This window comes from Aquitalea pelogenes (assembly GCF_041914625.1).
Lineage (GTDB): Bacteria > Pseudomonadota > Gammaproteobacteria > Burkholderiales > Chromobacteriaceae > Aquitalea > Aquitalea pelogenes.
Genome location: NZ_JAYSDA010000031.1, coordinates 13297 through 34888, shown reverse-complemented (window position 1 = coordinate 34888; position 21592 = coordinate 13297). Strand labels below are relative to the sequence as shown.

General features: G+C 61.2%; 23 protein-coding genes. 8 read left to right on the top strand and 15 right to left on the bottom strand.

Annotated features, from left to right (window positions below):
- Positions 1-66: 66 nt before the first annotated feature.
- The 4 genes from ACE3SE_RS19185 to ACE3SE_RS19170 are packed head-to-tail and all read left to right on the top strand — an operon-like array spanning position 67 to position 4038.
- Positions 67-753, top strand: a complete 687-nt coding sequence (locus ACE3SE_RS19185; RefSeq protein ID WP_374557547.1) for an ABC transporter ATP-binding protein — start codon at positions 67-69, stop codon at positions 751-753.
- Between the two features lie 29 nt (positions 754-782).
- Positions 783-2069 carry an ABC transporter permease gene (locus tag ACE3SE_RS19180; protein WP_374557545.1) on the top strand — a complete coding sequence of 429 codons (1287 nt, stop codon included), beginning with the start codon at positions 783-785 and terminating at the stop codon, positions 2067-2069.
- On the top strand, positions 2069-2824 hold the full coding sequence (locus ACE3SE_RS19175; protein ID WP_374557543.1) for an outer membrane lipoprotein-sorting protein: 756 nt from the start codon (positions 2069-2071) through the stop codon (positions 2822-2824). Before ACE3SE_RS19180 ends, ACE3SE_RS19175 begins: the two co-directional genes overlap by 1 nt.
- Positions 2821-4038 carry a hypothetical protein gene (locus ACE3SE_RS19170; protein ID WP_374557541.1) on the top strand — a complete coding sequence of 406 codons (1218 nt, stop codon included), beginning with the start codon at positions 2821-2823 and terminating at the stop codon, positions 4036-4038. The genes ACE3SE_RS19175 and ACE3SE_RS19170 overlap by 4 nt, the downstream gene beginning before the upstream one ends.
- An 80-nt stretch (positions 4039-4118) precedes the next feature.
- Here the strand turns inward: ACE3SE_RS19170 and ACE3SE_RS19165 are convergent, their stop codons facing one another.
- From ACE3SE_RS19165 to ACE3SE_RS19150, 4 genes are all read right to left on the bottom strand, one after another.
- A complete protein-coding gene (locus tag ACE3SE_RS19165) occupies positions 4119-4610 on the bottom strand; it encodes an aminoacyl-tRNA deacylase (RefSeq protein WP_374557539.1) in 492 nt (163 codons plus the stop codon).
- A 73-nt stretch (positions 4611-4683) separates the two neighbouring features.
- Positions 4684-5934: a complex I 51 kDa subunit family protein gene (locus ACE3SE_RS19160; protein ID WP_374557537.1), complete on the bottom strand. Its 1251-nt coding sequence runs from the start codon at positions 5932-5934 to the stop codon at positions 4684-4686.
- A 2-nt stretch (positions 5935-5936) separates the two neighbouring features.
- Complete coding sequence (locus tag ACE3SE_RS19155) at positions 5937-7568, bottom strand: FAD-dependent oxidoreductase (RefSeq protein ID WP_374557535.1); 1632 nt, start codon at positions 7566-7568, stop codon at positions 5937-5939.
- Positions 7565-8212 carry a 4Fe-4S dicluster domain-containing protein gene (locus ACE3SE_RS19150; RefSeq protein WP_374557533.1) on the bottom strand — a complete coding sequence of 216 codons (648 nt, stop codon included), beginning with the start codon at positions 8210-8212 and terminating at the stop codon, positions 7565-7567. The genes ACE3SE_RS19155 and ACE3SE_RS19150 overlap by 4 nt, the downstream gene beginning before the upstream one ends.
- A 428-nt stretch (positions 8213-8640) precedes the next feature.
- Between ACE3SE_RS19150 and ACE3SE_RS19145 the strand changes: the two genes are divergently transcribed.
- The gene (locus ACE3SE_RS19145; protein WP_374557531.1) at positions 8641-9582 is read left to right on the top strand and encodes an AEC family transporter; all 942 of its coding nucleotides are present in this window, start codon (positions 8641-8643) and stop codon (positions 9580-9582) included.
- A 114-nt stretch (positions 9583-9696) separates the two neighbouring features.
- Here the strand turns inward: ACE3SE_RS19145 and ACE3SE_RS19140 are convergent, their stop codons facing one another.
- Positions 9697-9885, bottom strand: coding sequence for a hypothetical protein (locus ACE3SE_RS19140; protein WP_045844855.1), 189 nt, complete (start codon positions 9883-9885; stop codon positions 9697-9699).
- Positions 9886-10036: 151 nt separating this feature from the next.
- Entirely contained in the window at positions 10037-10705 is a 669-nt protein-coding gene (locus ACE3SE_RS19135) for a GntR family transcriptional regulator (RefSeq protein ID WP_374557529.1), read from the bottom strand.
- Positions 10706-10898: 193 nt separating this feature from the next.
- On the opposite strand from ACE3SE_RS19135, the gene ACE3SE_RS19130 reads away from it, so the two are divergent.
- From ACE3SE_RS19130 to ACE3SE_RS19120, 3 genes are read left to right on the top strand one after another with little or no spacing between them, the layout of a single operon-like run.
- Entirely contained in the window at positions 10899-11639 is a 741-nt protein-coding gene (locus ACE3SE_RS19130; RefSeq protein ID WP_207389809.1) for an SDR family NAD(P)-dependent oxidoreductase, read from the top strand.
- Positions 11632-12702 carry a phosphotransferase gene (locus ACE3SE_RS19125; protein ID WP_374557527.1) on the top strand — a complete coding sequence of 357 codons (1071 nt, stop codon included), beginning with the start codon at positions 11632-11634 and terminating at the stop codon, positions 12700-12702. The genes ACE3SE_RS19130 and ACE3SE_RS19125 overlap by 8 nt, the downstream gene beginning before the upstream one ends.
- Entirely contained in the window at positions 12699-14030 is a 1332-nt protein-coding gene (locus ACE3SE_RS19120) for an aspartate aminotransferase family protein (protein ID WP_374557525.1), read from the top strand. Before ACE3SE_RS19125 ends, ACE3SE_RS19120 begins: the two co-directional genes overlap by 4 nt.
- Positions 14031-14039: 9 nt before the next feature.
- Here the strand turns inward: ACE3SE_RS19120 and mdcH are convergent, their stop codons facing one another.
- From mdcH to mdcA, 9 genes are all read right to left on the bottom strand, one after another.
- Positions 14040-14978: a malonate decarboxylase subunit epsilon gene (gene mdcH / locus ACE3SE_RS19115; RefSeq protein ID WP_374557523.1), complete on the bottom strand. Its 939-nt coding sequence runs from the start codon at positions 14976-14978 to the stop codon at positions 14040-14042.
- On the bottom strand, positions 14975-15640 hold the full coding sequence (locus ACE3SE_RS19110; RefSeq protein WP_374557521.1) for a malonate decarboxylase holo-ACP synthase: 666 nt from the start codon (positions 15638-15640) through the stop codon (positions 14975-14977). The genes mdcH and ACE3SE_RS19110 overlap by 4 nt, the downstream gene beginning before the upstream one ends.
- Before the next feature lie 83 nt (positions 15641-15723).
- Entirely contained in the window at positions 15724-16485 is a 762-nt protein-coding gene (gene madM / locus ACE3SE_RS19105) for a malonate transporter subunit MadM (RefSeq protein WP_239689466.1), read from the bottom strand.
- 15 nt (positions 16486-16500) lie between these two features.
- A complete protein-coding gene (gene madL / locus ACE3SE_RS19100; RefSeq protein ID WP_374557519.1) occupies positions 16501-16902 on the bottom strand; it encodes a malonate transporter subunit MadL in 402 nt (133 codons plus the stop codon).
- A 78-nt stretch (positions 16903-16980) separates the two neighbouring features.
- Positions 16981-17808: a biotin-independent malonate decarboxylase subunit gamma gene (gene mdcE, locus ACE3SE_RS19095; RefSeq protein ID WP_374557517.1), complete on the bottom strand. Its 828-nt coding sequence runs from the start codon at positions 17806-17808 to the stop codon at positions 16981-16983.
- Positions 17805-18668: a biotin-independent malonate decarboxylase subunit beta gene (locus ACE3SE_RS19090; protein WP_374557515.1), complete on the bottom strand. Its 864-nt coding sequence runs from the start codon at positions 18666-18668 to the stop codon at positions 17805-17807. Before ACE3SE_RS19090 ends, mdcE begins: the two co-directional genes overlap by 4 nt.
- Complete coding sequence (locus ACE3SE_RS19085; protein ID WP_374557513.1) at positions 18665-18961, bottom strand: malonate decarboxylase subunit delta; 297 nt, start codon at positions 18959-18961, stop codon at positions 18665-18667. The genes ACE3SE_RS19090 and ACE3SE_RS19085 overlap by 4 nt, the downstream gene beginning before the upstream one ends.
- 24 nt (positions 18962-18985) lie before the next feature.
- Positions 18986-19843, bottom strand: a complete 858-nt coding sequence (locus ACE3SE_RS19080; RefSeq protein WP_374557511.1) for a triphosphoribosyl-dephospho-CoA synthase — start codon at positions 19841-19843, stop codon at positions 18986-18988.
- The gene (mdcA, locus tag ACE3SE_RS19075; RefSeq protein ID WP_374557509.1) at positions 19843-21534 is read right to left on the bottom strand and encodes a malonate decarboxylase subunit alpha; all 1692 of its coding nucleotides are present in this window, start codon (positions 21532-21534) and stop codon (positions 19843-19845) included. The genes ACE3SE_RS19080 and mdcA overlap by 1 nt, the downstream gene beginning before the upstream one ends.
- Positions 21535-21592: the final 58 nt, after the last annotated feature.

Genomic DNA, 21592 nt, shown 5'->3' with positions numbered 1-21592 from the left:
GATTCCGCTCACCGCTCAAGCGCGTTTGCTTGGTGAAGGGAAGGGCCTGTATGGCGAAAGGCAGATATGGCTAGTGATATTCCATTATTCAAGCTCGAAGGTGTTGAAAAAGAATACCGGGTTGGCAGTCAGCATATCCGTGCTCTGCGGGGGGTTGATTTACAAATAGAGCGTGGCGACTACATGGTGATCTGGGGGCCGTCAGGCAGTGGCAAATCCACCTTGCTTAATATTCTTGGATTGATAGATACGCCCACGGCAGGAATATTGACCTTTGATGGCCGTCAGATAGAAGCCTTGTCTGATAATGATTTGTCCGATTGGCGTAGTCGCAAGATTGGATTTGTATTTCAGAATTTTAATTTACTGCCGGTACTCACTGCACTTGAGCATGTCATGCTGCCCTTGCAGGTGCAAGGCATGCCAGTTCGGCCAGCCAAAGAAAAAGCGCTAGGTATTCTCGACAAACTGGGCCTGATGGCATTTTGCACACTCAGGCCGGATCATCTTTCCGGTGGACAGAAACAACGTGTTGCCATTGCCAGGGCATTGGTGGCCGACCCATTGCTGTTGATTGCGGACGAGCCCACTGCCAATCTGGATTCCAATACCAGTCACGAAGTGATCAATCTGATTGAATCCATCAATCTTGAAATGAAAACCAGCTGTATTTTCACCACCCATGATCCACGTTTGCTTGATCGTGTATCACGAAAATTAAGGTTGGTGGATGGCGTGGTTTCAGACTCGTGATGGGGCAGAATGTGCAAGGGGGGAGTGCAATGAAACTTGTGGGCCTGGCATGGCGCAATTTATGGCGCAATCGACGTCGCAGCATGGTGACAATCAGTAGTTTGACCTTCGGCTTTGCCGCCATTGCCATTTTTGCAGGCTATACCCATGCCATTTATGCCGGTTTGGGTAATACCGCCATTTATGCCGAGGGCGTGGGCCATCTGGTTTTGAATCGGCTGGATTGGGAAGTCAAAGGCAAGCTGGATCCTGGCAAATACTTGTTTACCCCGGACGAGGTAAACAAGGTACGGCAGATTGTACAAGATGCACTCCCCAAAGCGGATGTAATACCACGTCTGCAGTTGGCGGGTTTGCTCTCCAATGGAGTGAATAGCAGCATTTTTATAGCCAATGGTATTACGCCGGAAGATCAGCACCGCTTACTTGGGCCATTCAAAACCCGACATGGCATGCTGGATAATGACAAACCGATGGGCGGGGTGGTGGCCGAGGGCTTGGCAAGCATGCTGGGGCTGAAAGTCAACAATTTTGCATCCATCCTGGTCAGTACCGTTAATGGACAGGCCAATGCGCTGGACCTGGATGTAATCGGAATCGTCAATACCGGCAATATTGCCACGAATGACAAGGCAGTTACCCTGCCCTTGGCCATGGCGCAGACATTGCTGGACGCTGCCGGCCGGGCTGATTATCTGACCGTGTTGCTGCCCGAGGTAAATGACGAAGCAAAAATGGATGTATTTCGCTGGGCATTTGAAAGTATTCCGCCTGACGCTGCCTATATGAATGCCCTGAAAGCGCGGCTTGAAAGCAGGTTCAAGGCTGCCGGGTTGCAGCTGCAAGTAAGGACATGGCAGGAAATGTCGGTATTTTATCGGCAGGTAAAGACAATGTACGACATGATTTTTACCTTGATCCTGTGTGTGGTGGTGGCGATCGTGGTGCTATCCATCGCCAATTCGGTCACCATGTCTGTCGTGGAAAGAACAAGGGAAATCGGGACATTACGTGCCATTGGTGTGCGGCGGCACGGCGTGATCACCCTTTTCATGTACGAGGCTTTTATTCTGGTGTTTCTTGGTCTGTTACTGGGCGCCGTGCTGATGGTAATGGTGCGTGCCGGGGTAAATGGATCAGGCATTACTTATGTTCCACCAGCCAATACCGTGGCGGTGCCTTTGTATATCGGGGTGGATTGGCTTAGAAGTGCAGTTGCTGCTGGTGCCATTACCTTGCTTGCATTATTCGCCGCGTTGCTGCCCGCCTATAAAGCTGCTTATCGTTCAATTGTCGAATCACTAGGGCATGTGTAATGAAAAAATATCAAATGGCATTCTGTTTTATATTGGCTGCATATGCACAGTCAGGCATGGCTGCCATCTCCGAGCCGATTGATGTGCCAGCCCTGCTAAAAGGGTCGGACCTGGCCCGCGGTGGCGGGGATATCGCAGGCCTGAGCTGGGAAGTAAGCACGCATATCACTGGCAGCGGCATGGACAAGCAGACCGATCAGAAAATGATTGTCAAGGCCAATCAGAATGCCAGCCTGGTGGAGGTGACTTATCCTGAAAATGTCAAAGCCTCCAAAATGTTGCAAGTAGAACGCAATATGTGGTTAAGCAAGCCTGGCTTGAAAAAACCGGTCGCCATTTCACCAAGGCAGCGTTTTACCGGTCAGGCCGCTATTGGCGATGTCGCGGCGACAAACTATGCCAAGGATTACGCGGCAAACCTCGTCGGAATTGAAGAGTGTACAGGTAAGCCCTGTTATCGGCTTGATTTGAAATCCGTCAATGCGCAATCGACTTATGCCCGGATTGATTACTGGATTGCCAAGGATACCGGTCTGGCAGTGCGTGCCGTATTTTTATCTTTGGGCGGCAAACCATTGAAGTCGGCAACCTTCTCTTATCAGAACAAAATCAAGGTTAACGGAAAGGTAATTCCATTTGTCGATGAAATGATCATTAAAGATGCATTGACTGATGCCAATACCACCTTGGTTTACAAGAATGTCAAGATTCAATCCATTCCTCCAGCCATGTTCAATGTCATGAATTTGCAATGACATTACTTCATATTTTTCTTATCCTGCTGACGCTTGGTTTGTCATCCACACTGTCCCGTGCAACAGAACTGGATGTGCCGGTAGCGGAGCCTGAAGCTGCGCCATCGTTTTCGTATTCTCTGGAAAACCTGTTTTATACCAGCGGGTCGACGGTTCGGCATGATGGGTTTTATAACCCGGATAACAGGCTGGTCAATTATCCTCGGCAGTGGTCGGTGGCGGATATGCGTGGCAAGTGGCGTGTGGATGATGGGCAGCAAGCGTTGCTGTTACAGCCCAGGCTGCGCTGGCAGGAGAGAGTATTCGAACATGATACAGCTGCTTATCCAGGACGTGCTGCAAGCTACGATGCGACGGATATCAAGCTGGATCAGGCATTCTGGCGTTGGAATGGTGGGGCAAATACCTTCTTGCTGGGCCGCGAGGTATTTACCTGGGGGCCTGCTACCTTTCGCTCTCCCAGCAGCCCGGTATATTTTGATGCAGGCAAGACTGACCCGTTAAGCCTGCTCTCCGGGTTGGATATGCTGCGCTACAGCTATGCGATGGATGCACTGACAGCAACGCTGGCTTATGTTTATGCATCGTCGGCGGTGGACGATACGCTGAATTACCAGAATATGTCTCAGCTGAAACTGGATTATCAGACCACAGACAGCCTGCTGAGCATTAATCTGGCAAAACAGTTTGCGACTGCGTCGAATATCAGCTTTGTTGGCGGTTTCATGCAGCGTTCAGTCGGCGACGCATGGCTGGTATATGCCGAAGCAGGGCGCATGAGCAGGCCGCAGGGTGAGATGTCCAGTCAGTTGCTGGGTCTGTCTTATACCTTTATGGGCGGTCAGGTACTGACCGCCGAGTATCTGCATGGACATAGCGACTGGGGACGGATGAATGGCCGGCAAATACTGGATCAGCGTGCAAAGGGCGGGCTGGCAATGGCTGCTGCGGATGATGCCGGTTTGTGGGGGAGAAATTATCTTTGGCTTGGTTTGAATAGTAATGTGCAGGACAGCAATCAATTCTGGCGACTGGAGCTGACCCGCAATCTGGATGATCACAGTGTCAATATCGCCGCATATTATGAAAAAAGCCTCAATCGCTACCTGAGCGGATTTGTCCATGCCAGCCGTAGTCTAGGCGGGGCGACTCAGGAGTTTGGCTGGTTGCTGCGCAGTTCTTTCACGCTGGGGCTAAAGTGGTTTGTCTTCTGATGCCATCCGGCTGCTCGGCAGGTGGTACGCCAGCATCGAGATAAACGCAAGCGTACCAATTGCTGCTGTTATGGTTGGTGTTATTTCTCCAGCGCCACTTCCACGCAGCGGGCTTGCAGCAGGCGGCCGATGTCCAGCGGGGACATGGCCACTTGCAGGCCGCGGCGGCCGCCGTTGATGTACACCCTGGGCAAATTGAGAATGCTGGCTTCCATGTAAACGGGCATGGGCGTGCGGGTGGCAAAGGGGCTGGTACCGCCCACCAGATAGCCGGAGTGGCGGTTGGCAATGTCCGGCTTGCAAGGCTGCACTTTCTTGCAGGGCAGCTGGCGGGCCAGTTCCTTGGACGATACCTTGCGGTCGCCGTGCATCAGCACCACCAGGGGCAGGCCGTCCTGGTCTTCAAACAGCAGGGTCTTGATGACGGCGTGTTCGTCCACCTTCAGTTCGCGTGCCGGGGTGGCGGTGCCGCCGTGTTCTTCATAGCTGTAGGCATGGCAGCTGAAATCCACCTTGTTATCCAGCAGAAAACGTAGTGCCGGGGTGCTGCCGGCGATGCTTGCTTGGCGCATGGTCTTGTTCCATTACTGTTGTTGGTCCGGCAGCGGCTGGCTGCCGGCGTGTCTGGCTTCAGGCTGGGTCGGCTCAGGCCTCTGCCGGTGCAGTCAGGCCGTATTCCTGCGGGAAGGTGTGCATCGAGCTTTTCACCACGGTGACAGCACCGTCTATCAGCCCGCAGCGGCCGCTGCCGGGCAGGATCTGGCACAGGTGTTGCAGTGCATCCAGGTCGGCAGGGCTGTGGCGGCCGCCGTCCACCCGGTCCAGCAGGCGGGCCAGCTGGAAGGTGCCGCATTTGCAGGACGGGTACTGGCCGCAGGAGCCCTTGGCAAAGAAGTCGATGTATTCCGCCACCTTGCGGATGATGCTGCTGCCTTCGGAGATGACAATCATCGCCCCGGTGCCCAGCCGCGAATGGCGCAGCCATACCGAGTCGAAATCCAGTGCCACGTCCAGGTCGCGCGCGGTGAGCAGGGTGTTGGACGGCCCGCCGGTAAACACCGCCTTGAAGGCCTTGCCCTGCAGCATGCCGCCGCCGTAATGGAACACCAGTTCCTGCAGGCTGCTGCCCATGGGTAGCTCGTACAGGCCGGGGCGCAGTACGTCGCCGGACAGCGAGTACAGCTTGGTGCCGCTGGCCTTGCCTACGCCCAGTGCGCGGTACCAGTCGGCACCATGGCGCAGGATGTGGCTGACATTGGCCAGGGTTTCCACATTGTTGATCAGCGTGGGCTGGCCGTTGATGCCTTGTTCTGCCGGGAAGGGCGGCTTCTTGCGCGGGAAGGGGAAGCCGGCTTCCAGCGACGCCACCACGGCGGTTTCCTCGCCGCCGATGTAGCGGCCGGAACTGGCCACCACCTTGATTTCCAGCGGGTGGCCCAGGGCCTGCTCCAGCTGTTGCAACAGGGCGCTGTGTTGCCATTGGCTGACTGCCAGTTGCATGTGCTGCATGCTTTGGCCCTGATGCGGGTTGATGTAGAAGATGACGCAGGCGGCGCGCACGGCCAGCGCGGCAATCAGCGCACCTTCCACTACCTGATGGGGCGATGCACTCAGCAAGGTGCGGTCCTTGAAGGTACCCGGTTCGTCCTCGTTGCCATTGCACACCACGTATTTGCTGTCGCCCACGGCATTGGCGGTGGCTTCCCATTTGCGCCAGGCCGGGAAACCGGCACCGCCCATGCCGCGCAGGTCGGCGTCGGCAATCTGGCGGATGATGGTGCTGCGGGCATTGAGTGCCGCTTGCAGGCCAAGGCCGCCCCCTGTCTGCAGCCAGGCGTCAAGGTTTGGGCCTACCTGCACTGCCGGGTTGAGTAGTACCTGATTGAGTTTTTCCATGATCATTTCTCCTGGGCACGCGGGCTGGTGGGGCGATGCAGGGCGAGGCGGGCCTGTCCCGGATAGAGCAAGGGGGCTTGCACGCTGGCGTCCAGCCCGGCCAGTGCCAGCTGGCGCTGCCAGCGGTAGACGTGTTCGATGCCGCCGCGCAGGGGCGGAAGCGATGACTTGTGGCGAGCGGCTTGCGCCAGCCGGGCGGCCTGGCGTCCGGCGCGACGGCCAAAAGCCAGGATGTCCAGCAGCGCATTGCCCATCAGCCGGTTGCGGCCATGAATGCCGCCGGTGATTTCACCGGCGCACAGCAGGCCGGGGACTTCGGTCTGGCCGTTGCCGTCGATGATGACGCCGCCGTTCTGGTAGTGCAGGGTGGGGTAGATCAGCATGGGCTCGCGGCTGGGGTCGATGCCGCATTTGTCGGCCAGGTGCTGCAAGGCAGGCAGGCGTTGTGCCAGTTCCGGCCCCAGTGTGCGGGTGTCCAGAAACACGCCGATCTGGCCATTGCGTTCGATGCCGCGCCCGGCGGCGCATTCCCGCAGGATGGCAGCGCTTACCACGTCGCGTGGGGCCAGTTCTTCGACAAAACGCTCGCCCAGACCGTTGACCAGCAAGGCCCCGCCTGAGCGGGCAGCTTCGGAAATCAGCCCGCCACGTAGTCGCGCCGGCCAGGCCACGCCGGTGGGGTGGTATTGGAAGGCATCCATGTCACGCAAGCCGGCACCCAGCCGGTAGGCCAGCACCAGCCCGTCGGCGGTGGCGCCGTAGTGGTTGGAGGTGGGAAAGCCTTGCAGGTGAAGCCGGCCGCAACCTCCGGTGGCCAGAATGGTTTGCCGGGCGGATACCACCATGAAGCGCTGGTATTCCAGGTCGTACAACACGGCCCCGGCGCAGCTGCCGTCCTCGTGCGACAGCAGTTCCACCACCGGGCAGCGGTTGAGCAGGGTGATGGCCGGGTCCAGTTCCACGGTTTCGCGCAGCACGCGCATCATCTCCAGCCCGGTGTAATCGCGGTAGCACAGGATGCGTGGCTGACTGCAGCCACCGGCTTGCTTGTAACGCAGCTTGCCACCGTCGCTGAGCGGGTCTTCCAGATCAAAATGCATGCCCAGCTCAATCAGCCAGCGGATGACGCCGGGTGCATCGCTGGCCATTTGTGCCAGCAATTGCGGATTGGCACATTTGTGGCCGCCACGCATGGCGTCGTCAAAGTGTTGTTGCGGGCTGTCGCTGGCCGCCAGTGCAGCCTGGATGCCGCCTTCGGCCATGACGGTATTGCTGTCGCCCAGTCGCAGTTTGCTGGCCAGCATCACTTGCGCGCCGCTGCGCGCGGCGGTCAGCGCGGCGGCCGCACCGGCACCGCCGCCACCAATCACCAGTACATCGGTGCTGCGCTGTTCGGCACCGGCTAGGTCAAAGCCATCGATCAGTGCATTGCTTTGCAGCAAGGCGGCCAGTTGCGGGTGGCAGGGTTGGCCGCGGCTGGGGCCGATTTGCAGCAAGGTGCTGGCATTGCTGTCGCTGTCCGGGTGGTATTGCGCCAGCAACGCGCTGCGCGACAGGTCGGCCGGGCGCAGCGGTGGCTGGGCATGGGCGGTCAGATTGGCCAGGGCTTGTGCATAGGGAATGGCGTTGTTCATGCTTCGCTCCTGGGGGTGTCGCTGCGGGTGTTGATGGCCAGCTCGCCGCGGGCCTGTTGTTCCTGGCGGCGAAGCAGATCGCCCGGGCGCAGGTTCTGGATGGCCTGGGCACGGCGCAGGTAAAGGCCGACATGATTGGGCCGGATGTTTTCCGGGCAGGCCAGCGTACACAGATTGCACATGATGCAGGCGTCAAACAGCGCGGCGGCGGCTTGCAACTGGCCGCTGGCCGCCAGTGCCATGCCTTGCTGAACCGGTATATGCCGTGGGCAGGCGCGGTCGCAGCCGCTGCAATGGCGGCAGTGGGCGAGCTCCGGAAAGGTTTGCTGCAGCTGGGGCAGGGCCTGCCAGCCATCACGCAAATCATGCGGGCGGTAGTGGTGGACGTGGTCGGGCAGGTAGTAGTCGATAAAGCTGACCTGCATGCCGTCCTCTACCGTGGTTTCACAGGCCAGACGGGTTTCGGCGGAGCGCTCACCGGCCTTGCGGACCAGGCAGCGGCAGGAACCGCACACGCCCTGGCCCATGCAGCCGATATTGGCGGTGAGTGGCGAATCGCCTTCCAGGCGGGTGTGCAGGATGGAGTTGCCGGGTGTGGCATCCACCACCTTGCCATCAATGCTGATGCGGATGGTTTCACTCATGGGATTGTCCTCAAGCTTGGGTTGCGGCCAGTGGCAGCATGTGGTGCTGCCTCTGGTCGGGCCGTTGCTTGCGCTACTGCAAGGAGCGTGCCCATACAGTGAAAATGCTTCAAGGTATTGAATATAAATAAAAAACCATGAGTCGCTTGTTGCCGTGTGGAGCAAGATCAACGGAAAACCGTGCTTCTACCGGACTGCGGTTTACGGAAAACCTTACGCGGGGTAGTGATTTGCGGGATTTGGCTGGCAGAAAGGCAAAGTGCGGATTTCCGTACTTTTAAAACAGTGGATTCGCGGCTGACCGTACTTTCAGTGTTTTGCCAATGGCATTGTTCATTCAAATCAATGACATGCGGCGACTGTTGCGTGGCACGGGGCTTGCTCTGCGGTGGGTGGGAGACACACTACAGAAATCAAGGAGCAAGACCATGTGGGGAACCATGAGTACAGCACTGCTACCGGTGGTGCTATTGATGCTGCTGGGCTGGTTTGGCGGACAGCGTGGCTATTTCCGTCAGGAGGATGTGGGGGTGATGGCAACGCTGGTAATGCGTTATGCCTTGCCCTGTTCATTGTTTATCGGCGCGTTGAAGACGCCGCCGGAGCGCATCCAGAACCTGCCTTTCATCCTGTGCATGACTTTCGGCTTTGTCGGCACCTATGTACTGGCCTTGCTGGCCGGGCGTTATTACTACCGGCAGGGGCTGAAAACCAGCGCCATCCAGGCACTGGTATGTACCTTTCCCGACATGGCCTATTTTGGCGCGCCCATCCTGCAGCAGGTGTGCGGTCCGCAGGGTTTCATTGCCGTGCTGATTGGCAACCTGATCACCAGCTTTGTCATCCTGCCGCTTACCATCGTACTGTGCCGCTGCGGTGAAATGGCGGATGCGGGGGACGATGACGGCATGGTGGCCATGCTCAAGCAAAGCCTGGTCAAGACGCTGTCCAACCAGATTGTCTGGCTGCCTATCCTGGGGGTGGTGCTCAGCTTCAATCACCTGCATCTGCCCGCTGCGGTACAGGAAAGCGTGGACATGCTGGCCAAGGCGGCCGGTGGGGTGTCGCTGCTGGCGCTGGGGCTGATGTTCTGCGGTGAAAAGCCCAGCTTCAACGGCCATGTGTTAGGTAATGTGGCGATGAAGAACTTCCTGCAACCGGCCCTGATGTTGCTGGGCATCTTCCTGTTTGGCGTGGATGCCGAGTTTGCCAAACAGGCGCTGATTGTCGGGGCGGTGCCCACCGCCATTGCGGCCTCGATGTTTGCCGTGCGCAACCAGACCTATGCGCTGCATGCCTCGCATTCTGTACTGGTAGGCACGGTGATCGGGGTGTTTGGTGAAGCGGCGCTGATTTACTTCATGGTGTGATGGCAACTGCACGGTCAGGCTGGCGTCGCCAGTCTGGCTGGCAGCGACAAGGCCCGGCATTGCCGGGCCTTGTCGCGTTCAAGGGCCAGGGACGGTGAAGCGGGATGGCAAGACTCAGTGTTGCGCGGACAGCTTGATGAACAACAGCCGCACCAGCAGGTAGGCAAGGGCATTGCCCAGCGTCATCAGCAGCAGCACGCCGGGCAGGGGTAGTGCGTTGGTGAGGTCCGGCAACGGGGTGCTGCCCAGATGGCGGGCCAGCAGGGAAGAAAAGCTCAGGGTAAGCAAGAGTTTGACAGGCATGGCAGTAGCTTTCCGGCATTCAGATGGTACTGCTGATTGCAAAAGCCGTGCCTGCTGCGTGCAATATCAAGATATTGATAATAAAGGAAAATTAAACAGCCATCGCTGGGGGCGGACGGGTTTCCGCGCAAGCGCGTTCGGAAAACCGCGCTCATTGCTGCGCGCGGGCCTGCAAATGCAGCAGGATGCTGTGTCCGCCGTGCAGGATGTCATCACCAATGGCAGCGGCGGCGGCAGGGCCATCGCCAGTGCGGATGGCCGCCAGTACCGGGTAGTGGTAGTCAATCATGTCGCTGCCGCCTTGCTGGTACACGGCGGCAATCAGCGGCCCCATCTGCAACCAGATGCGGTACAGGATGCCTTGCAGGAAGGGCAGCCCGGCGATGTCCACCAGCGCAAAGTGAAACTGCTGGTTCAGCTCGCAGCCCAACATCGTGTCTTGTGCCGTCATGGCCAGTGCGTTGCGGCTGACAATGTCTTCCAGCCGGGCAATGGCGCTGGCGTCTGCCTTCTGCGAAGCGGTTTCCGCTGCCAGCCCCTCCAGCCGGATACGGATGGCACGGATTTCCAGATAGCGCTCCACCGTCATGTAGGGCACGCGGATGTCACGCGGGGACTGCATGGTGAGCGCCTGCTCCTGCACCAGACGCAGGATGGCATCGCGCACCGGGGTGACGCTGGTGCCCAGTTGCTCGGCCAGCTCACGTATTTTCAGTCGGGCACCGGGTTGCAACCGGCCCTGGATCAGCGCCTTGCATAGTAGCTGGTAGACCGTGCTGCCTAGATTGTCGTGTTCCAGTGTGTCCAGTTGGTAGTCCATGCGTTGCGGGCCGGTGAGGTGGTGACTGGTGCATCATGTTACCACTGCTGCTTGTCAGAATGAAATGCAGCAAATATGATGCATCATAAATTGTGAGCGTGATGTCGGACTTGTCGCCGCTATCCGGTGCCGACACGCTGTCCCTATCGTGCGCAGTCTGGCTGTGCATCAGCCCTTACCAGCAGGAGATTCCATGTCCGGTTCCACCCGTTACATGCTGTTGACCGGTGCCAGTCGTGGCATTGGCCATGCCACGGTCAAGCTGTTCCAGGAGCATGACTGGCAGATTTTCACCGTGTCGCGCCAGCCGTTTTCCGAAGCCTGCCTGTGGCCGTCCGCGCGGCAGAGCCATGTACAGGCTGACTTGTCCGACCTCTCATGCCTGGATGACTTGATTGCCGAGGTGAAAAGCCGGCTGCCAAATGGCGAGCTGCATGCACTGGTAAACAATGCCGGCATCTCGCCCAAGGGCCCGCAGGGTGAGCGGCTGGGTATTCTGGCCAGTGATATCGACGTCTGGAGCCGGGTGCTGAATGTCAATCTGGTGTCCACTGCCTTGCTGGCACGCGGGCTGTTTGACGAACTGAAAAAGGGGCAGGGCTCCATCGTCAATGTCACTTCCATTGCCGGGTCGCGCGTGCACCCGTTCGCCGGGGTGGCTTATGCCGCTTCCAAGGCCGGGCTGGCGGCGCTGACGCGCGAGCTGGCGCACGAGTTCGGTCCGCACGGCATCCGCGCCAATGCGATTGCGCCGGGTGAAATCGACACGGCCATCCTGTCGCCGGACACCGCCCGCATTGTGGAGCGTGATGTGCCGATGCACCGTCTGGGTACGCCGCATGAAGTGGCCGAAGCCATTTACTTTCTCTGCTCCGGCCACTCTTCCTATATCAATGGTTCGGAAATCCACATCAACGGGGGGCAGCATGTCTGAAGCCGTATCCGAGGGCGTGATCGACCAGCTGTTTTCCACTGCCGCCGCGCCGGTTGACAGCAAGGAAGCTGTTGCACTGCTGTGGCAGCACTATGGCTTGCGTGGGGTTGCCAGCCCGCTCAATAGCGAGCGCGATGCCAATTTCCATATCCGGGCGGAGGATGGCCGCGAGTTTGTCCTCAAGCTCACTCATCCGGCGGAAAAACGTGCTGTCACCGACTTTCAAAGCCGGGCGCTGCTGCATGCACGGGCAGCAGACCCAGGCTTGCCCATTCCGCAGTTGATACCCAGGCTGGATGGCCAGCCTTATGCTGCGGTGAGCATGGCTGATGGCAGCCAGCGGGTGTTGCGCCTGCTGAGCTATCTGTCCGGCCAGCCTTTGCATCAGGTCAGCCGTTCGCCCGCCCAGCGCGCCCACCTGGGGCAGACGCTGGGGCGGCTGGATAATGCCTTGCGCGACTATGTGCATCCGGCGGCGCACCATCCGCTGCTGTGGGACATCCAGCATGCCGAGCGGCTGCAAGCCCTGCTGGCCGAAACCCCGGACAGCCCGCAAAAGGCAGTGCTGAGCGACTGGCTGGCCCACTTCATGCAGCAGGTGCAGCCACGGCTGGACGGCTTGCGCCATCAGGTGATTCATAACGACCTGAATCCCTACAATGTGCTGGTGGACCCGCAGGATCACATCACCACGGTCGGGCTGATCGATTTTGGCGACATGGTGCAAGCACCACTGATCAACGAACTGGCGGTCGCCTGTTCCTACCAGCTATCGGAGCACGACAACCCGCTGGATAGCGCGGGCGAGCTGGTGGCGGGCTACCATGCCGTCTGCCCCCTGCTGGATGCTGAAATCGACCTGCTGTACGAGCTCATCCTCACCCGCCTGTGCATGACCGTTACCATCACCGGCTGGCGTGCAGCCCGCTATCCGGAAAACCGCACTTACATCCTGCGCAACCACGCGCTCAGCTGGGACGGCATGCAAAGGCTGTGGCTGCTGGGACGCGACTTTGCCAGCGATTACCTCTACCGGCTGTGCCGCACGAAAGGACAAGCATGAACCCGCCCGATCAACGCATGGTAAACGCCTTCGACCCGGCCACAGCAGGCGGGCTGCCAGCGCGCGAGCAGACGCTGATCCGTCGTCGCCAGCAGGCGCTGGGCCAGGCTTACCGCCTGTTCTACCAGCAGCCGCTGCATGTGGTGCGCGCCGAAGGTGTGTGGTTGTACGACCCGGACGGCCAGCCCTATCTGGACGTGTATAACAATGTGGCCTCGGTGGGCCATTGCCACCCGCATGTGGTGGACGCCATTGCCCGCCAGGCCGCCGTGCTCAATACCCATACCCGTTACCTGAACGACGGCATTGTCGATTACGCCGAGCGCCTGCTGTCCACACTGGCCATGCCCGGCTATCAGGCCATGTTTACCTGCACCGGCAGCGAGGCCAACGATTTGGCCCTGCGGCTGGCGGGCAGCTTCACCGGCGGGCAGGGGGTGATTGTTACCGCGCATGCCTATCACGGCGTCACCAGCAGTATTGCCGCCTGTTCGCCAGCGTTTGGTGATGGCGTGCCGCTGGGACCGAATGTACGTACCGTGCCGCCGCCGGATGCCTATCGCGGTAATGCGCAGGATGTGGCAGCACGCTTTACCCGTGATGTGCAGGCCGCCATTGCCGACCTGCAACGCCATGGCATCCGCCCGGCGGCACTGCTGGTGGACACGCTGTTTACCAGTGATGGCGTGTTTGCCGAGCCAGCCGGATTTTTGCAAGGCGCGGTGGATGCCATCCACGCTGCTGGCGGCCTGTTCATCGCCGACGAGGTGCAGGCCGGTTTCGCCCGCAGCGGCAGCCATTTCTGGGGTTTTCAGCGCCATGGCGTGGTGCCGGACATCATCACCATGGGCAAGCCGATGGGTAATGGCCACCCGCTAGCCGGGCTGATGGCGCGCGCCGACATCATCGACTGCTTTGGCGCTCAGGTACGTTACTTCAACACCTTTGGTGGCAATCCGGTATCGGTAGCCGCTGGCATGGCAGTGCTGGATGTGATTGAGCGCGAAGGCTTGCAACAGAATGCCCGCGACACCGGTGCCTATCTCAAGGCCGGTTTCGAGGCACTGGCAGGCAAGCATGCGCTGATTGGCGATGTGCGCGGTACCGGCTTCTTTATCGGCGTGGAAATGGTGAGCGACCGGGACAGCAAGACCCCGGCAAGTGCGCAGACCACGCGCATCGTCAATGCGCTGCGTGAGCGGCGCATCCTGATCAGCGCCACCGGCCCGGCTGGCAATATCCTGAAAGTGCGGCCGCAGCTGCCGTTTGGCCGCAACCATGCCGACATGCTGTTGGGCGCGCTGGATGAGGTGCTGGCCGGGCTGTAACTACACAAATCAGTACTGGTTGTCCTGCTCCATACGCCGGGCGGTGTATTGCAGGCTGTCCAGCCTGTCCTGTGCCACGGTCATCACCACGCCCTGGGCAAATACCGGTTTGAGCAGGCGGCTGAGCGTGGTGCCGGGCAGCATTTCCACCGCCAGGCGTGCGCCGCGCTCCCAGGCCAGCCTGGCCGTGTCATGCCAATGTACCAGGCGGGCCATATTATTGGCCAGGTCGTCGCGGATCTGCTCCGGCTGGCGCAATACCCGTGCGGCATTGGCGCTCAGGTATTGGCAAGCCGGAGCGTGTAGCGGCGTGTCACGCATTGCCTGCGCAAGGGTTTGCGCGGCTTGCTCCAGCAGGCGGCAATGCGAGGGCACGCTGATGGCCAGCCGCCGATAGCGGGCGGCACCCGCCTGCAAAGCGGCCTGCGCAATGGCTTGCAGCGCGGCATCTGCGCCCGCCACCACCAGTTGCTGCTCGGCATTGATATTGGCCAGATACACCTGTCGTCCCTCAGCCTGTGCTTGGTTCAGCAGCGTTTGCAGCTGCGGCAGCGCCAGCCCGGTAATCGCGCACATGCCATAGCCGTGCGGATAGGCCTGCTCCATCAGCTGGCCGCGCAGTTGAACCAGTTGCACCGCGTGGTGGAAATCCAGCACCCCGGCGATGACGGCAGCCGGGAAGGCACCAATGGACAAGCCAGCTACCATTTGCGGCTGGATGCCTTCCGCTTGCAGCAGGCGGGCGGACGCCACCCCGGCAATCAGCAGGCATAGCTGCACCGCCACCGTGGATTGCAGCGCTGTGGCGGAATCCAGCAGCAGAGGCGAGCGGCCCAGTACGGCTTCGGCCTCGGCCATTACCGCCTGGCAAGCGGCATGTTGCGGTAGCTGGTGCAGCATGCCGGGGCTTTGGCTGCCCTGGCCGGGAAACACGAATAACACGCTCATGTGTATTGCTCCACCTGACTTTGCCTGCTGGCAGTCCATGCTGTTTGTGGCTGATCCAGCAGCAGTGGCCCGCTACCGGTTTTGAGCAATACCCGGCCACCACGCAGGTATTCATCCAGCGCCATCCCTCCCGCTGGGGTTTGCAGCTGGATATCCACCCGACAAGGCAAGTCCGCCAGCGCAGCAGCCAGTGTCTGCAATTGAGAGTCAGCCGGTGGCTGCGGGCAGCGCAGCAGCAGGTCCAGATCGCTGCTGTTACTGAGGACGGGTTGGCCAGTGGCCAGTTCGAAACCGGCACTGCCGGTAATGCCCCAGTCCAGGCCGCTGGCTTGCAGGGCAGCGTGTGACTGCTGCAGGGCCTGCAGGGCGGGCAGGGCAGCAAGACGCGGATGTTGCCGCCAATATTGCTGTGCCGCCACTTGCTCCGGGCTTAGCTGACGGCAAACATGCTGGCTGTCGGCCCACAGTGCGCAACGCTGGGCGCGCAGCGGGCCGCGTATTCCAATTGCAATCAGGCCGGGCCTGGCACTGGCGCGGCGCACCACCACCGGCAGGCCGGGGTGCCAGTGCTGTAGCAACCAGTCCGGCAGCTCGCTCTCTGCCACCAGCGCCGCAGCACTGTCCAGCCACAGCAAATCGTGTGGCAAACAATCACCTGTCATTGCTCGCTCCTGAAAAAAGACGGCAGCGACCAGCGCTGCCGCGACAAATCTTTACTTCGGCTGAAGTAAAGAGGAGGTTGCTGTCAGGCCATGATGGCCTTGGTGGCGAGAAAGAGTGCCGATGGCCCCAGCAGGCAGCCAAGGCCGGTATGGAAGGTGGCCACCAGCGCGCCATAGGGCACCAGCCTGCGGTCGGTTGCTGCAAGGCCTGCCGAAACACCGCTGACCGTACCGGCCAGCCCGCCGAACACCATGGCCGAGCGCGGATTGTTCAGGCCGAGGAAACCTGCGGCAAACGGGGTGCCCACCATCACCATGATGGCCTTGAGCAGACCGGTGGCAATGCTGAGCGCCATCACGTCCGAGCTGGCACCCAGCGCCGCCCCGGTCACTGGGCCGACAATATAGGTAATGGCACCGGCACCGATGGTGGTCATGCTGACCACGTCACGATAGCCAAAGGCATGGGCAATGCTGGCCCCGACGACAAATGGCAGCACCGTCCCCAGCAGTAGCGAGCAGGCACCGATCAACCCCGCCTTGCGCGCTTCAGTCACCTGTACTTCAAAAGCGGTGGCCACGATGGCGAAGTCGCGTAGCATGGCACCGCCCATCAGCCCAATGCCGGAAAACAGCGAAATGTCCGCCAGCCCGCTTTGCTTGCCGGTGAGTACGCCACCGTAATAGGCCAGCCCCAGGCCGATCAGGATGGCAATGGCCGAGCCGTGCACCCGGCCCAGCGTCAAGCGGCGTGACAGCCGGGCGGACAGCCAGGTGATGATGCCCACCAGCAGGAAGGCCGTGACCAGCCCGTTATGTGCCAATACTTTTTCCAGCATTTGCATGATGTTGCTCCTGTGTCAGGCCAGTGGGTCTTGCGGGGTTTCTGCTTCCGGTTGCCATGCGTGCTGGCTGCTGCCGCGATTGAGCAGGGCGATGACAGCGCCGCATACCAGCACCGCACCCAGTGCGCCCAGTACGGCAACCGGGCCGCCACGCAAGGCGGCGACCACGTTCTGGGTGGCTGCCATCGCCACCACCACCGGGATGTACATGGCACCCCAGAAGGCGACGCCCTGTTCGGTTTCCGCTGGCAGCCAGCCGCGCTTGTGCAGGTAGAGCCGGGCGAAAATCAGCAACACCATGGCAATGCCCACGCCGCCGACATTCGACTTGACGCCGATCAGGCTGCCCAGCAGGTCGCCCAGAAACAGGCCCAGCAAGTGGCAGGCTGCCAGCAAGGCAGTTCCGTAGATGATCATGGTGTGTCTCTCCTTTGTATTGTCCTGTTGTTTTCACCTGTTACTGCAGTCATGCCCATGCACCGTGATTGTTACCGTTTACCCTCCGTTCTGTGTCCATTGTTGTTGCAATAGCGCGCGTACCTGCCGTGTGGCCTGGCGGTGTTCGCCTTGCAGGCGCTGACGCAGGTCGCGTTGCGGGTCGGCCTGGATGTCGTGCAAGGCCTCGGTCAGCGCGGTACGCACCAGCTGCACATCGGCCGGGGTGGGCTGGTCTGGCTGCCCGGCTTTCAGCAAGCGCCACAACAGGCCCAGGCTGGCGTAGCTGGCGATGTCATAGGCCATGGGAGCGATGCTGGCGGCCAGCTTTTCCAGTTCTTCCACCGTGCGCAGGGTGATGCGGGCGGCGGCCTGCTTGCCCATGGCGTGCACCATCACACCGGCATCGTCCAGCGCCAGCAGGCGGTTGGCTTGATAGCCGTGGGCCAGAAACGCGCCGGACATGGCCTTGCCGACAATCAGACCGATGACCGGATGACCGGCCAGCCGGGCGCGGGCATAGGCTGCCGCCGCTGCCGCCAGCGCCTGGTGGATGCCGTAGGCTTCCTCGCGTCGGCCATAAGCCTGGCTGGGGACATCGATAATGGCGACGATGGCGCGCTTGTGCTCTTGCTGCTGGTCGGCATCCACCACGGCGTCGATGGTGGCGGCCAGCGCCCAGCCTTCCAGCAGGCCTACCTCGCCGTGGCGGGCGCGTTCAAACGGGTTGTGCGGGTCGGCCACCACGGCCACATAGCGTGCGGGCTGCCCGGCAAGTTCGCCATCCGCCACCAGCAGGGATGGCGGCAAGCCTTGTAGCAGGGGGAGCTGCCCGCACAGGGCATGGAACCAGTCGCGGCCGCGCTGGCTGATGGTGGACTGGCTCATGGTTTTGCTCCTGATTGGAAAAGTAGACGGGCCGAGGCGGCATCGGCCTGGACGCTGCTGTCCATGGCCAGCAGCCGCTGCAGGTAATGCTGGCTGCGCCGATGGCGCGGCGTGGCGGGCAGGCCGCTGGCAAGAAAGTGCAGCAGTTGCTGGCGAATCAGCGTGCTGTCGTCTTCCAGCAGGGCGTCGGCCAGTCCACAGACATGGCGCTGTTCGCCGCCGCTCAGGCTCCAGATGAAGGGCCGGTTGCGCGAGTCGTACTCGGCCACACCGGCTTCCTGTTCGATCACCTGCGGGCCGTTCAGCCCCAGCCTGGCTTCGCGGGTGACAATCAGGTAACTGCACATGCCAGCGGCAATAGACATGCCGCCAAAGCAGCCCACGGTGCCGGCAATGATGCCGACTACCGGCTGATAGCGGCTGAGGTCGGCAATGGCGGCATGGATTTCGGCAATGGCGGCCAGGCCCAGGTTGGCTTCCTGCAGACGCACGCCGCCGGTTTCAAACAGGATGACAGCACGGGTGGGGATGCCCTGGCGGTTATCGGCTGCCGCCAGTTCCAGCGCGCAGGCCAGCTTTGCGCCGCCCACTTCGCCCAGGCTACCGCCCTGAAACCCGCCTTCGATGGCGGCAATCACAGCGGGCTGGCCATCCAGCAAGCCCTTGCAGATGGCCACGCCGTCATCGGCCTGCGCCACGATGCCCTGCGCAGCGAGCCAGGGTGAGTACTGCCGGTCGAAGGGGCCGGCCAGCTCGCGGCTGCTGCCTGGGTCCAGCAGGCTGTGGGCGCGTTCGCGGGCGCTCAGCTCGATAAAGCTGTGGCCTTGCAGCAGACGGGCGATGTCTTGTTGATGGCTCATGCGGACAGTTCCTCCAGTGCCTGGGCCAGGCGCAGGCTGATCACGCCCGGCGTGGCAGCAAAATCATTGATTTCCATCTGCATGGCGGCAGCCTGGCCGTCGGCAAACAGGCGGTCAAGCTGGGCGCGCCAGCGGGTGGCGCTGCCATCGGCAGAGCTGTGTATCACGATGTGGCAACTGCCGGCCTCTGCCGGCGTGATCAGCACTTCCAGATCGCCAGATGCCACCACGCCCACCAGCACGCGTTGTTTCGCCGGGGCTCCGGCCGGGTATTCCAGATGCAGTTTTTCCATGATTCCTCCTTCGATTCCTGCTTGTCAGATGGCTGGCATGTCCGGCAGCCGGTCCAGCAGCAGGGTGGCGGCCAGCAGGTCGGCAGCACCGCCCGGTGACAGGCGCTGCGCCAGCATGTCCTTTTCCAGTTGATTGAAATGGCGGCGGCCCGGCAGCGTGGCTACCCCGCCTGCATCCAGCACCGCCTGTGCGCCGCTTTGCACCAGGGTCAAGCCCGGCATGCCGCCGCGTGACAGCAGGCAGGTGTCGTCCAGCCGGCTCATGATGGCCAGCAAGGCATTGAGCCGGGCATGGTTCTCGCCATCACCGCGTGCACGGCTGGCTTGCAGGGTGGGCAGCGCCAGCCGGGTGATATGCGGAAAGCCCTGCTGTGCTTCACCGCGGGCACCACCCACGCCATAGCGGCGGCAGGCCAGTTCCCCCTTGCGTGGCTGTGCCGGTAGCAGGCGGTCGGGCAGTTTTGCCAGTGCGGCTGCACGCTGGCAGACAGCAGCGGCTTGTGGCTGGCTGATATCCATGGCGGCGGCGGCCACCAGCAGGCCGATGGCCCAGATGGCACCGCGATGGGTGTTGACGCCGCCACTGGCCTGCAGCATGGCGTCTTCTCCGCCCCGGCCCAGGCTACCCAGCTGTTCGCGCAGGGTTGTCGATGGCTGCTGCTGCCAGGCCGCGCTGGCCATGGCAAAGAAGGCCGCTTGCAAGGCGCGGGCCGAGCGACACATCAGTTCCAGTGTCAGGTCCTGGTGTGCGCCGCTGCCACGGCTATCCACCAGTCCGGGTTTGGGGGCCAGATGTGCTTCGTCCAGCAGGCACTGGCAGGCGAGTAGCGCCAGCTGGCTGGCCAGTTGTCCGGCCTGGTCGGGAGCGAGAGCGGGCAGCATTACCAGCTCCTGAAGCGGGCCGGCGGCTGGTACAGCCCGTCCGACCAGCTCACCAGTTCGGCCATGCTCTTGGCTGCCAGCAGCGAGCGGCTGGCATCGCTGCGCCGGATGCCCAGGTCTTCCGGCAGGGCCACCAGCCCGGCCTTGCGCAGGCTGGCGGTGATGGCCGGGTCGTGGCGCAGGCTGGCGGTGATGGCCGGGTCGTGGCGCAGGCCGATGGGGGTGATGCCGGCCACGGCGGCAATCATCTGCCGGCGCTGTTGCAGTGACTCGGCCTTGTACAGGTAGGCAATGCCTTCTTCGGTCAGCACGTGGCTGACGTCGTCACCGTAAATCATCACCGGAGCCAGCGGCATGCCGCTGCTGCGTGCCACGTCCACCGCGTCCAGGCTTTCCACGATGGTGGGCTGGCCATTGCCCTGGAAGGTTTCCACCATCTGCACTACCAGCTTGCGGCCGCGTGCCAGCAGGCTGTTGGTCTGAATCAGGTCCAGCCAGGCCGGGCTGGCATGCCGCCGGCCATGCGGGTCGTGCCCCATATTGGGGGCGCCGCCAAAGCCGGACAGCCGGCCATGGGTAACGGTGGAGGAGTGGCCGTCGCCATCCATTTGCAGGGTGGAGCCGATGAACATGTCCACCGCATATTGCCCGGCCATCTGGCAGAAGGCGCGGTTGGAGCGCAGCGAGCCGTCCCGCCCGGTGAAGAAGACATCGGGGCGGGCCGCCACATAGGCTTCCATACCCAGTTCGCCGCCAAAACAGTGCACGCTTTCCACCCAGCCGCTTTCAATGGCCGGAATCAGCGTCGGGTGCGGGTTCAGCGTCCAGTGGCGGCAGATTTTGCCTTTCAGCCCCAGTTGTTCGCCATAGGTGGGCAGCAGCAATTCGATGGCGGCGGTATTGAAGCCCAGGCCGTGGTTGAGCGACTGCACCTGATGCCGCTCATAAATGCCGCGAATCGCCATCATCGCCATCAGCACATGTACCGGCTTGATCAGGCGCGGGTCGCGGGTGAACAGCGGTTCGATAAAGAAGGGACGGTCAGCCAGTACCACGAAATCCACCCAGTCGGCCGGTATGTCCACGCGGGTGAGTCCGGACGGGTCGTCGACAATCTCATTCACCTGGGCGATGACAATACCGTCACGAAAAGCGGTAGCCTCCACCAGCGCCGGGGTGTCCTCGGTACTGGGGCCGGTGTAGAGATTGCCGTGGCGGTCTGCCTGATAGGCGGCCACTAGCGCGACATTGGGGGTGAGGTCGACAAACAGCCGGGCATACAGCTCGACATAGGTGTGGATGGCTCCGATCTCCAGACAGCCATCCTGCAAGAGCTGGCCGATACGCAGGCTTTGCGGGCCGGAGAAGGAGAAATCCAGTTTGCGTGCAATGCCGCTTTCGAAAATGTCCAGATGCTCGGGACGACCCACGCTGGGGATGATCATGTGCAGATCATGCAGGCGGGCCGGATTGGCCCGGGCCAGACTGCGCGACAGGAAGTCGGCCTGTTTCTGGTTATTGCCTTCCAGCACCACCCGGTCGCCGGGGGCGATCAGGATTTCCAGCGCGGCGGTCAGCTGACTGGTGGGCAGAATGCGGCCATCGGCCAGATGGCCGGCCAGCTCAATACGACGGCGCTTTTCATCACGGCGACGATTCCAGACCGGGGAGGGAGTTGAGTCTGCCAGCATGCTTGCTCCATATCGCAGATGAGAATGTCTGCAAGGTAGGCGCTGGCACGCTGGCCAT

Bases quoted from the DNA above. Each gene is read 5' to 3' on its own strand.
- ACE3SE_RS19185 (WP_374557547.1), top strand. From the start codon at position 67: ATGGCTAGTGATATTCCATTATTCAAGCTCGAAGGTGTTGAAAAAGAA.
- ACE3SE_RS19180 (WP_374557545.1), top strand. From the start codon at position 783: ATGAAACTTGTGGGCCTGGCATGGCGCAATTTATGGCGCAATCGACGT.
- ACE3SE_RS19175 (WP_374557543.1), top strand. From the start codon at position 2,069: ATGAAAAAATATCAAATGGCATTCTGTTTTATATTGGCTGCATATGCA.
- ACE3SE_RS19170 (WP_374557541.1), top strand. From the start codon at position 2,821: ATGACATTACTTCATATTTTTCTTATCCTGCTGACGCTTGGTTTGTCA.
- ACE3SE_RS19165 (WP_374557539.1), bottom strand. From the start codon at position 4,610: ATGCGCCAAGCAAGCATCGCCGGCAGCACCCCGGCACTACGTTTTCTG.
- ACE3SE_RS19160 (WP_374557537.1), bottom strand. From the start codon at position 5,934: ATGGAAAAACTCAATCAGGTACTACTCAACCCGGCAGTGCAGGTAGGC.
- ACE3SE_RS19155 (WP_374557535.1), bottom strand. From the start codon at position 7,568: ATGAACAACGCCATTCCCTATGCACAAGCCCTGGCCAATCTGACCGCC.
- ACE3SE_RS19150 (WP_374557533.1), bottom strand. From the start codon at position 8,212: ATGAGTGAAACCATCCGCATCAGCATTGATGGCAAGGTGGTGGATGCC.
- ACE3SE_RS19145 (WP_374557531.1), top strand. From the start codon at position 8,641: ATGTGGGGAACCATGAGTACAGCACTGCTACCGGTGGTGCTATTGATG.
- ACE3SE_RS19140 (WP_045844855.1), bottom strand. From the start codon at position 9,885: ATGCCTGTCAAACTCTTGCTTACCCTGAGCTTTTCTTCCCTGCTGGCC.
- ACE3SE_RS19135 (WP_374557529.1), bottom strand. From the start codon at position 10,705: ATGGACTACCAACTGGACACACTGGAACACGACAATCTAGGCAGCACG.
- ACE3SE_RS19130 (WP_207389809.1), top strand. From the start codon at position 10,899: ATGTCCGGTTCCACCCGTTACATGCTGTTGACCGGTGCCAGTCGTGGC.
- ACE3SE_RS19125 (WP_374557527.1), top strand. From the start codon at position 11,632: ATGTCTGAAGCCGTATCCGAGGGCGTGATCGACCAGCTGTTTTCCACT.
- ACE3SE_RS19120 (WP_374557525.1), top strand. From the start codon at position 12,699: ATGAACCCGCCCGATCAACGCATGGTAAACGCCTTCGACCCGGCCACA.
- mdcH (WP_374557523.1), bottom strand. From the start codon at position 14,978: ATGAGCGTGTTATTCGTGTTTCCCGGCCAGGGCAGCCAAAGCCCCGGC.
- ACE3SE_RS19110 (WP_374557521.1), bottom strand. From the start codon at position 15,640: ATGACAGGTGATTGTTTGCCACACGATTTGCTGTGGCTGGACAGTGCT.
- madM (WP_239689466.1), bottom strand. From the start codon at position 16,485: ATGCAAATGCTGGAAAAAGTATTGGCACATAACGGGCTGGTCACGGCC.
- madL (WP_374557519.1), bottom strand. From the start codon at position 16,902: ATGATCATCTACGGAACTGCCTTGCTGGCAGCCTGCCACTTGCTGGGC.
- mdcE (WP_374557517.1), bottom strand. From the start codon at position 17,808: ATGAGCCAGTCCACCATCAGCCAGCGCGGCCGCGACTGGTTCCATGCC.
- ACE3SE_RS19090 (WP_374557515.1), bottom strand. From the start codon at position 18,668: ATGAGCCATCAACAAGACATCGCCCGTCTGCTGCAAGGCCACAGCTTT.
- ACE3SE_RS19085 (WP_374557513.1), bottom strand. From the start codon at position 18,961: ATGGAAAAACTGCATCTGGAATACCCGGCCGGAGCCCCGGCGAAACAA.
- ACE3SE_RS19080 (WP_374557511.1), bottom strand. From the start codon at position 19,843: ATGCTGCCCGCTCTCGCTCCCGACCAGGCCGGACAACTGGCCAGCCAG.
- mdcA (WP_374557509.1), bottom strand. From the start codon at position 21,534: ATGCTGGCAGACTCAACTCCCTCCCCGGTCTGGAATCGTCGCCGTGAT.